General features: G+C 53.6%; 9 protein-coding genes. 5 read left to right on the forward strand and 4 right to left on the reverse strand.

Annotated elements, in window-relative coordinates; translation table 11 throughout:
- From A3220_RS15330 to A3220_RS15350, 5 genes are all read left to right on the forward strand, one after another.
- Positions 1-910: SRPBCC family protein (locus A3220_RS15330; protein WP_290123754.1), on the forward strand; the 910-nt coding region annotated here is incomplete at its 5' end.
- Positions 911-943: 33 nt separating this feature from the next.
- The gene (gene benB / locus A3220_RS15335; protein WP_062375706.1) at positions 944-1,432 is read left to right on the forward strand and encodes a benzoate 1,2-dioxygenase small subunit; all 489 of its coding nucleotides are present in this window, start codon (positions 944-946) and stop codon (positions 1,430-1,432) included.
- A 24-nt stretch (positions 1,433-1,456) separates the two neighbouring features.
- On the forward strand, positions 1,457-2,476 hold the full coding sequence (gene benC / locus A3220_RS15340) for a benzoate 1,2-dioxygenase electron transfer component BenC (RefSeq protein WP_062375709.1): 1,020 nt from the start codon (positions 1,457-1,459) through the stop codon (positions 2,474-2,476).
- Between the two features lie 2 nt (positions 2,477-2,478).
- Entirely contained in the window at positions 2,479-3,279 is an 801-nt protein-coding gene (benD, locus tag A3220_RS15345; RefSeq protein WP_062375712.1) for a benzoate diol dehydrogenase BenD, read from the forward strand.
- Between the two features lie 77 nt (positions 3,280-3,356).
- Complete coding sequence (locus tag A3220_RS15350) at positions 3,357-4,601, forward strand: benzoate/H(+) symporter BenE family transporter (RefSeq protein WP_062375714.1); 1,245 nt, start codon at positions 3,357-3,359, stop codon at positions 4,599-4,601.
- 204 nt (positions 4,602-4,805) lie between these two features.
- On the opposite strand, the gene A3220_RS15355 is transcribed toward A3220_RS15350, so the two are convergent.
- The 4 genes from A3220_RS15355 to A3220_RS15370 all read right to left on the reverse strand — a co-directional run bounded on the left by A3220_RS15355 (position 4,806) and on the right by A3220_RS15370 (position 10,527).
- The gene (locus A3220_RS15355; protein WP_009286243.1) at positions 4,806-5,930 is read right to left on the reverse strand and encodes an NAD(P)-dependent alcohol dehydrogenase; all 1,125 of its coding nucleotides are present in this window, start codon (positions 5,928-5,930) and stop codon (positions 4,806-4,808) included.
- A 52-nt stretch (positions 5,931-5,982) separates the two neighbouring features.
- A complete protein-coding gene (locus A3220_RS15360; protein WP_062375715.1) occupies positions 5,983-7,449 on the reverse strand; it encodes a benzaldehyde dehydrogenase in 1,467 nt (488 codons plus the stop codon).
- Between the two features lie 147 nt (positions 7,450-7,596).
- On the reverse strand, positions 7,597-8,529 hold the full coding sequence (locus A3220_RS15365) for a transporter (RefSeq protein WP_252860497.1): 933 nt from the start codon (positions 8,527-8,529) through the stop codon (positions 7,597-7,599).
- Between the two features lie 264 nt (positions 8,530-8,793).
- A complete protein-coding gene (locus A3220_RS15370; RefSeq protein WP_062375718.1) occupies positions 8,794-10,527 on the reverse strand; it encodes a sigma-54-dependent Fis family transcriptional regulator in 1,734 nt (577 codons plus the stop codon).
- Between the last annotated feature and the right edge of the window lie 51 nt (positions 10,528-10,578).

A 10,578-nucleotide genomic window follows, 5' to 3' on the forward strand; every position in this document is an offset into this window, starting at 1 on the left:
CTTTGAGAACTACAAAGGCTTCCTGTTCGGCAGCCTGAGTGACGATGTGCAGCCGCTCGAACAGCACCTAGGTGAAACCACCAAGGTCATCGACAACATCGTCGACCAAGCCCCCGAAGGTCTTGAGATCCTGCGCGGCACCTCATCGTACACCTACACCGGCAACTGGAAGCTGCAGGCCGAAAACGGTGCCGACGGTTACCACGTCAGCTCCGTGCACTGGAACTACGCCTCCACCATGGAGCGCCGCAACTACGATGCCGGTGGTACCAAGGCGGTCGACGCGGACGGCTGGTCGAAAAGCAAAGGCGGCTTCTACTCCTACGAAAACGGCCACATGATGCTGTGGACCCGGCTGCTCAACCCCGAAGTCCGCCCGGTCTACCAAGAAAAGGAGTGGATCCAAGAGCAGTTAGGGGAAGCCCGCGCCGACTCGATTGTGAATCAAACGCGCAACCTGTGCCTCTACCCCAACGTCTACCTGATGGACCAGTTCTCCACGCAAATCCGCGTGCTGCGCCCCATCGACGTCAATAAAACGGAAGTCACGATCTACTGCTTCGCCCCCAAAGGCGAGTCAGCGGAAAACCGTCGTGTGCGTATCCGCCAATACGAAGACTTCTTCAACGTCTCCGGCATGGGCACACCGGATGACCTCGAAGAGTTCCGTGCGTGTCAGGAAGGTTACAACGGCGCCCTAGCTGAATGGAATGACCTCTCCCGCGGCGCCAAGCAATGGATCGAAGGCGCGGACGAAAACGCCCAGGCCATCGGCATGAAACCACTGCTCAGCGGCGCCTCTCCCGAAGATGAAGGCCTCTACGTACTGCACCACAAGCACTGGGTCAGCGAAATGCTGCGCGCCATCGACAAAGAGCGCAGTCAGTTTATCGCCACCGCGACCGCCTAAGCGCCCGATGCCTAAAGAAAGGAGAGAAAGGCCATGAGTATCAGCTATCACGACATCCAAGCCTTTTTATACCGCGAAGCCCGTCTGCTGGACGACCGCGAGTGGGACGAATGGCTCACGCTGTATCACAAAGACGCCGAGTTCTGGATGCCGGCCTGGGACGACGACGACCAGCTCACCCGCGACCCCCATAGCGAGATCTCCCTGATCTACTACCCCAACCGCGAAGGGTTAGAAGATCGGGTGTATCGCATCAAAACCGAGCGTAGTGGTGCCAGCACACCGGAGCCACGTACTACGCACCAGGTAAGCAACCTGGAGATCCTGACGCACGAGGGTGACACGGTCACACTGCGGTTCAACTGGCACACGTTGAGTCATCGCTATAAAAAGACCGACAGCTTTTTTGGCACCTCGTTTTACACCCTGGACGTGTCGAGCGAGCGTCCATTGATCACAAGAAAAGTCGTGCAGCTGAATAACGACTATATCCATCAGGTCATTGACATTTACCACGTGTGACCTGATGGGAGAGGAGATTTAATCATGAGTTATACCATTGCCCTCAATTTTGAGGACGGCGTGACCCGCTTTATTGGCTGTAAAGAAGGGGAAACCGTTCTTGATGCCGCGTACCGGCAGAAAGTGAACCTCCCGATGGATTGCTCTGACGGCGTGTGTGGTACCTGCAAAGGCCACTGTGAGCAGGGCGAGTTTGATATGGGCGACGAGTACCTGGAAGAAGCACTGTCTGACGAAGAAGCTGCAGAAGGCCAAGTGCTGACGTGCCAAATGGTGCCGTCTTCGGACTGCGTTATCCAAGTACCTGTGGCGTCCACACTGTGCAAAACACAGGTGGGCAAAGTTGAGGGCACGGTAGCGGCGGTTGAGCAACTCTCCGAGGACAGTATTGAACTGGTGGTTGATTTAGATGATGAAGCGGGACTCGCCTTTTTGCCGGGTCAGTACATTCATATTGACGTACCTGGCACTGAGTTACACCGCTCTTATTCATTCAGCTCTCAGCCAAGTGATAAGCGAGCCACTTTCTTGATTCGCAATATTCCCAACGGGGTAATGAGTGGCTATCTGACCGAGCGCGCTACAGTAGGCGACAGGCTCACCCTAACAGGCCCATTAGGCAGTTTTTACCTACGCGAAGTAAAGCGTCCGGTACTGATGCTGGCTGGCGGTACGGGACTTGCGCCATTTTTGTCCATGTTAGCGCAACTGGTCGATAAGGGGTGTGATGCGCCCATCCACATGATTTACGGCGTTAATAAAGATGATCACCTCGTCAAAATAGATGCATTAGATGCTTTCGCTGAGAAGCTACCTAGCTTCAGCTACTCCACTGTGGTGGTGGACGAGGCCAGCGAGCATCCGCGCAAGGGGTATGTGACTCATCATATGGACGCCGCTGTCATGCATGATGGTGATGTGGATGTGTACCTATGTGGGCCGCCTCCGATGGTGGATGCTGTGCTCAAGTACTTCGATGGTGAAGGGATTGAACCGCAAAGCTTCCACTATGAAAAATTCACTCCTAACCAAGTGGGAGCGTAAGCATGAGCGATCAGCGTTCAGATAGGGCTCGTTTTCAGGATCGGGTGATGATAGTCACGGGTGCCGCTCAAGGGATTGGGCGGCGGGTTGCCGAGCGCGCGGCGGCTGAAGGAGCATGCTTGGTGCTGGTGGATCGCTCTGACTATATTCACGACGTGGTGGCGGAGATCAGCCAGGGCGGTAGTCAGGTGATGGCGGTACAAGCAGACCTGGAAACCTGGTCAGGTGCTGAGCAGGCAATGCAGGCGGCTGTCAACAAGTTTGGGCGTATTGATATTTTGATCAATAACGTTGGCGGCGCCATCAACTTCAAGCCCTTTACGGAGTTTAGCGAGGCCCAAGTTTCCGCAGAGATCAACCGCTCTTTAATGCCGACGTTGTGGTGCTGCCGCGCGGCTCTACCAACGATGGTGGCCCAGGGCGCTGGCGTGATTGTCAACGTCTCCTCCGTGGCGACCCGAGGCATCCACCGTATCCCTTACTCGGCGGCCAAGGGAGGTGTTAATGCGCTGACTGAGTCACTGGCATTTGAATACACTGATGCTGGCATCCGCGTAGTGGCCGCCGGCATCGGCGGCACCGAGGCGCCGCCGCGCCGGATCTCCCGCGGCACCCCCGAGCCTCGCAACGAGACCGAACGGGCTTGGTTCCAGGCACATATCGACCAGACCAAGCAAAGCTGCCTGATGAAACGCTACGGCACGCTCGATGAGATGGCCGCACCGATCCTGTTCCTGGCCTCAGATGAGGCGAGTTACATCACTGGCAGCGTGCTACCGGTGGGCGGTGGCGACCTCGGTTAGTTAGCAGTTCAAAAAAAAGATAATTCTAAAGAAATATTAACTATAACTCTAAGCACAATAATCCCCTGGAGCACACCGTGAAACATATTGAGAAAGGCGTCAGCCTAAGGTATGCGCCCCGCGACTTCCTGCGTGACCTCAATGCCGACAATGCTAGTACGGGCTTGGTTGCAGGAATCTTGGGGCTCAGCGTTGGAGTGGTTCACATCAGTGCTGGCACTACGGCTGGCCTCGACTCCTCCTTTATCATGATATGGGTCATCAGCTACCTGATGATCAATGGCTTGTTTGGGCTTTTCATGCCCGCTTACTACCGCTTGCCGCTCCCGATGGCTAACTCCATCCCTGGGGCATTAATGTTTGCAGCGGTCATCCCTGTAATAGGCTTAGAGGCCGCGTTAGGAGCAAGCTTGATTGCAGGAGCCATCACGCTGGTCGCTGGTGTGACCGGGGTGATGGGTATCGTCATGCGTTTGATACCAATGCCAATAGTGATGGGCATGGTGGGTGGTATGCTGCTTAGTTTTGGCCTAAACATGGTCAAGCCGCTGGAGAGTGCCATTTTGCCTGCCTCTATTATGATCCTGGCTTTCTTTATCTCTACTCGGCTCTTTCGCAAGATCCCACCGCTGATCATCTCAATGTTGGCGGGCCTTACTTATCTTACTGTGACAGGGGTTGATCTATCAGGCATTGAGGCAACCATTCGCTTCCCTGAGTTCATCATGCCTGAGTTCACCCTTGGTGCCTTTCTGACCTACGGGCTACCGCTCGCTATCATTCTGGTTGGTATGGAGACACCCGCAGGTGTGGGTCTAGTCAAAGGCATGGGTTACAAAGATGCACCAGCGAATGCAATTACCGCCGTGGGGGGAATAGGCACCATGGTGTCATCATTCTTCAACCTGCATAGCACCTGCATTGCGGCACCGATGACTGGCGTTTGTGCTTCACCGGAGGCGGGGACTCACGAAAAACGCTGGGTAGCAGCCGTGATTGCGGGGGCTATCTTTGTGGTTGCCGCGCCTTTCTACGGCTATGTGGTCAGCCTACTGGAGGCTACGCCGCGCTACTTTATTGCCATTATCGCTGGGCTGGCACTGATGCGGGTCATCACCTCCTCAATGGCTATCGCCTTTTCAGGCAAGAAGCATGAAATAGGTGCACTGTTTGCCTTTCTAATTGCCGCGTCGGGAATTCAGATTCTCGGCATCGGCGCCACGTTTTGGGCGTTGGTATTGGGCGTGGTCGTTTCAGCAATCTTCGAAACCAAGGACTTCGAGTTTATTTTCACCCGTGAGGTGGTCACCAAAAGCGGTTGACCTTTTGTTACCTCTGTCACTCGATAACCGCATCCTCCTTTGCCCGTGTCTGCTATCGCTGCTCGGGCATTTTTTCTCAACAGCATTGGATAAAAATGCCGATGGAGAACTTCCACCGGCAAAAGCTTGTTTTCAATGCACTTAAGGCGGTGCGCTGATGCCGCGTCCACTATAAGCTAGCCAGCATTAATGGATGCTATACGCTCAGCCATTCATCCGGATAATAGGCTTAAGCGTCATTCCTTCAGCACTATCGGCGGCTGCTTGGTTGATGTCCTCAAAGGAGTAGTACTTCACCAGCTTATCGAAGGGGAAGCGACCCTGTTGGTAAAGTTCTACCAACTGAGGAATAAACTGTCTTGCCACGCTGTCTCCTTCGACGATACCGCGAATACTTTTTCCTCCTAAAAGGAGATCGTTCACATCAAAAGCGGCCTCGGTGCCCAAAGCAGGAGCCCCCACCACCCCTAGCATGCCTAGACCGCCAAGGGCATCTACCCCTTGACGAAGCACCTCGGGACGGCCTGTCGACTCCAACGCGAAATCAACACCGCCTCCGCTTATTTGCTGAATACGTTCTACTACTGACTCCTCTTTGGAGTTGATGGTATGTGTCGCCCCCAGCTCTTTGGCTAGCTCCAGGCGTGAAGGGATGATGTCAATGGCAATAATGGTAGTGGCACCTGCAATTTTTGCTGCCATGATGGACGCAAGCCCCACGGCCCCTGCACCAAAGGCGGCAAAACGGCTTCCAGGCGTGACTTTGAGAGCATTGATAACGGCACCGGCGCCTGTCTGTATGCCGCAACCTAGGGGGCCAAGTAATTCAAGAGGCGCGTCTTTTGGCACTTTGACTGCATTGTTTTCCCGGCTCAGGGAGTAGGTAGCGAAGGAGGACTGGCCAAAAAAATGATCGTGCAGAGGCTGGTTGTTACCATCACGAATGGCTTGGAAGCCGTCGGGGTCACCACCGCTGAAATTGCGTCCAAAAAAGTCTTTACAGTACGATGCATGTCCGGCATCACAAGGGTTGCAAGCACCGCAGTATGCATAACTCAGGACGACGTGGTCGCCAATTTCAAGTGAGGTAACTCCAGGGCCTACGGCTTCCACAACACCTGCGCCCTCATGCCCCAATACGGCAGGTAATGGCACCGGATAATACTGATCACGTACGATCAGGTCTGTATGGCACATACCGGTCGCCACCACCCTGACCAGCACTTCGTCTCCCTGGGGTGGGCGAATGCTCGCTTTTTCTATTGTAAAGTCAGCTCCTTTCTCTCGGGTGACTGCAACTGTAATGTCCGTGTGTGTATTGTTTGTCATGGTTCACCTCGGTATTGCGTTGTAATAAGAAATTTCTGGCTAAAGGCAGCATTTAAAGAGGGTAGGCGGGCGCCTCCCCCTTGAGCGTTAGCCACTGCCACTGCGTGAATTCATCTATATTGCTGCTCCCCCCCACGCTGGTTCCATTGCCTGAGGCGCCAACCCCGCCGAAGGGGTTGATGACTTCGTCATTCACTGTTTGATCATTAATGTGCAACAACCCTGTTCTTAGCTGCTCGCCTAAGCGTAAAGCACGGCCCACATCGCGCGAAATCACCCCGGCCGATAGCCCATACTCTGTATTATTGGCAAGTGCTACTGCCTCTGCGTCTGTGTCGAAAGGGATAACCACGGCAATAGGGGCAAACGCCTCCTCGTGAAAAATAGGGTTATCGGTGGTGACATCGCTGACGACCGCCGGCTTAAAGAAAAGCCCGTCGGTTTCACCACCCACGAGTACGTTGCCCCCGGACGCTTTTGCGCGAGACAGCAGGTCACATGCGTGATCCAGTTGGCCCTTGTCAATCAATGGGCCGAGAGCGAATTCTCCACTGCGCGGGTCACCAACGCTTAAGCTGCGTGCTTTCTCTGTCAGGCGTTCGAGGAAACGATCATAGATGTCCCGCTGAACCAGAATGCGGCCGCTCGACATGCAGATTTGACCCTGATGCAGATAGGCCCCCCAAGTGGCATTACTAATGGCCAAATCTAGGTCGGCATCATCAAGTATGATCAGCGAGTTTTTGCCGCCTAGCTCCAGCGATACTTTCTTAAGCAAACGGCCCGCGGTTTCGCCAATTTTTCGTCCTGCGGCTGTCGAGCCCGTAAACTGAATCATGGCAACGTTACGATTCTCGACCAGTGCCGCCCCTGCTTCACCGCCTCCTGGCAGCATGGCAAGCACACCTTTAGGTAAGCCCGCCATCTCAAATAGACGCGCAATACTGACACCGCCACATACACTGGTGCGTGGGTCGGGTTTGAGTATGACCGCATTACCCAATGCCAGCGCAGGGGCGACCGCGCGTATAGCGAGGTACAGGGGAAAGTTAAAAGGTGATATGACGCCGACTACACCCACAGGACGACGGCGTGCAATATTGAGACGGCCAGGCGTTGAGGGCATCAGCTCTCCCGCCGCACGTGAAGGTAACGAGGCGGCTTCGTGCAGTACTTTTATTGATATCGCCACTTCAAACGCGGCCTTGGCGGGCGTTGAACCGCTCTCGTCTATGAGCCAGTGGATCAATTCATCTTGGTGCTCCTCAGCGGTACGGGCGGCTTGGCGCATGATGGCCGCACGCTCATCGTACGGGGTGTTGGCCCAAGCGGTGGCGGCTGCGTTGCTTTTTTCGGCGACGGCATCTACCTGCTCGCTAGCAGCGCTGCCGATATGGCCAAGTGTTGCGTCACTGGCAGGTGCTTTGACCGCCAATACGTCGCCGGTACCTGCTACCCACTGGCCTGTAAAGACGTGTTTTTGCCATATGGAAGGTGCCAGTAATTGTGCATCGGACATGATGTTTCTCCTTTTCAATTGACTCACGCGTGCTTCAATATCGGTACTACGCTTTTCTCTAAGTTACCCCATTGCCTTAGCCATACTTGTGGCAACAAGGCTCAGGGGGCATATGCCATTGTGTTGGCGTTGCCAGTAGGTGCGTGTTCAGAATACTTTGGCTACACGAAGATTAATGCGCTGGTCTTCCTTGAAGCCATTTTCAACATTGATGTCCTGGCCGTACTGCATCTGGAGTTGAAGAGTGGGTTGAACAAAGGTCGCGAACGTTGCCTGCCAACGACTGTTATCAAGTGCGTCGTCTTGCCGAACACCACCAACGGTCGTTTCGCCGCCGAAGGAGTGATAGTAGGAGAGGGCAAGGTGGCTTTGAGGGCTGAGTAAGTACTTGAAATGTGTCTGTAGGCTTTGGCTATCATTTTGCTCACGACGCGTACCTATAAAGTCATCGTTATCGCCGTAAGTCGCGTATTCGGCGATGATATCCAGCATAAAATCGTCACCAAGACCGGTGACGTAACCTGCTTGGAAAATGCCTTTCCAGCGATTTTCACCGACATTAATGGGGCCATTAGAGGCGTCGTACTTTCCCGCAGGCATTGAGGCAAAGGCGGAGAGACCAAACCACTTTTGTTGATCCGGGTTGTTCACTAACCACGTAGTGGCGCCGATCATGGGATCGCCCATGCCACTAGAGGAGGTCGGCTCCAGAGGGCCGAAAGGTGCTTTCAATTCAACCCTACCGAAAGGCAGTATTATCTGGGGATTGACGGTATACCCACCGATATTCAGATAGTGAATAAATCGGGCTAAACCGATACGGGTATCGAGCCCCGTATCATCGCGAAGCAAATCACCGTTCGCGTAAACTGAATCCCGGCTAGCATGCTGTAAATAAAGCAGCCCTAGCGTACTGCCTTCTGGTAGTGGTACGTAGTCACCCGGGTCTGTGGCAATTTCGGCGGCATTGGCGGTTAAAGTGGCGGTGGTGCTAAGCGTTAATGCTCCAGCCATCGCGAGAACATGTCGAATCTTTTTGCTCAGTGGGCCGCAGTGCATGGGCAGGCTATACGTCCGCATGTTATGTATCTCCATCATGCTTATTGATCTTGTAAGGTGCCTGCAATCTGTAGCGAGAAGCATGCCAACTGAGACGGTCGTGAATATTTATTTTAAGTTGTTGATTTTTATGATCCCCAAGCGTTCCTTCAGGGCCTTGATATAGTGCGTAGGCGTCTCAAAGTGAGAGCAATGTCTTAACATTCTCATTTTGATACAGCTTTAGCTTAGGGTGTATGCGTCGCTCTTCTGTTGCTCTTATGCCATGAGGCCCAGCTTGGACGGCTATTTTATGCTCTGGATTTCCTTGATTTTGCGATAAAGCGTGGCGCGGCCTATCCCTAGATGTTTGGCAGCTTTGCTGACATTGCCATCGGTCTTTTCTAACGCTGCCTCAATCATATGCTGCTCTTGGGCCTTTAGTGTTGATGAGTAGCGCTTCCTTGAATGTTGAGGTGGGCTGTCAACGATCTCTGTGGGTAGGTGGCAAAGATCGATCAGGTGATCGCTATCATCAGCCATTACATCAGCGTGTTTTAGGGCATGGCGCAGTTCGCGTACATTTCCTGGCCAGGGGTAGTTCTCCAGTCGTTTGAGGGCATCAAATGATAGCTGACGCGTACCCTGGGTGACTTGTGAACACTGCTCTACTAAAAATGCCTGTAACCGCGAGCGCTCTCTTAAAGGTGGGATTCTTAGCGGCATCCCTTGTATGCGGTAAAGCAGATCATCACGGAAAGCACCTTGAGCTACGGCTGATGCCAGATCATGGTGAGTTGCACAGATTAACTGGAAGTTTACGCTTTTCGTCTTACCCGCCCCCAGGCGGCTCACTTCGTTTGTTTCCAGCACTCTCAGCAGCCTGGATTGAAGAGTAAGGGGCATATCCCCAATTTCATCGAGAAATAAGGTGCCGCCGTTGGCCTGCTCGATCTTACCCGGCGCGCCGCCACGGCGAGCGCCTGTGTAGGCCCCCTCGGTATATCCAAAAAGCTCGCTTTCAATCAATGTCTCAGGAATAGCGGCGCAGTTAATAGCGATGAACTCTCCTGTTTTGTTGTCACTCTGTTCGTGAAGAGTCTTGGCCATGACTTCCTTGCCTACACCGGTTTCTCCCAGAATCAATACGGGAAGACGCTTGTTAACAGCTCTCAGGGCAAGTGGAATCTGTTTGTTAAGAGTCGCGTCGCCAAAGTCGGGTACCGATTCAACCGCTGACAAATGACGCTTGCTATCTTTACAGGTAGCCGTTCCCTCAATCAGGCTTGTCTGATGCTGCACCGTTGGATTTAGTACGAAGGAAAGTCCGGAAGATGTCCGGCCTACCAATGGGGGGCGCTGACCCCTGGCGGCATCGACCAGTTCGCCAAAGCGAAGATCAAATAGTTCCTGGAAGTTTTTCGGGGCATGGCTAGCGGTGAGGCCGATCACTTCGCGCACCTTCGGCGTCATACCCAGGATTTCGCCCTCGGGGCCGAGGGCGATCAACATATCATTAGTTGTGGGTACTTGCTGCCAGCTTAGTTGCAGGATCAAGTAGGGCCCTAGCTGCATGATCAAGCGATGTTCGATCGCCCGCGCGCACTGGGTGACGAGTGAAAGTGCACTGCCTGGGGCCAAGCTGTGCTCCCGAGTGATATCAATCGAACCAATCACTTGACCGTAGGGGGCGATGATGGGAGCGGCTGCACAATTCAGCGATTGATTAGTGGTGTAGTAGTGCTCCGGCCCTGAAACAGCAACAGGTCGGCCAGCCGTAAGCGCGCAGCTCATCGCCGATGTCCCAATGTATTGCTCCGAGAGATTGACCCCAGGACGGAAGGCCTGCTTGAGAACCCTGCCGGAGTGAGCGTTAGATTGATAGGTGCATAGAGCATGGCCTTGGTGGTCAGTGAGTAGCAGTGCGTAGCCCGCACCACTAATGGTGCGATGAAGCTGTTCAATGGGGATAGTGGCTGCATTAGTAAGGTTTTGATTTTTTTGTTTAATTTCGTTAAATCTACTGCATAGGTGTTTCAAGTTGTTCTGTAACTAAGGTTCATTTTTACTTATATCGAAAATAGCACCGCT

This window comes from Halomonas sp. KX33721, from assembly GCF_001596805.1.
GTDB classification, from domain to species: Bacteria; Pseudomonadota; Gammaproteobacteria; order Pseudomonadales; family Halomonadaceae; genus Vreelandella; species Vreelandella aquamarina.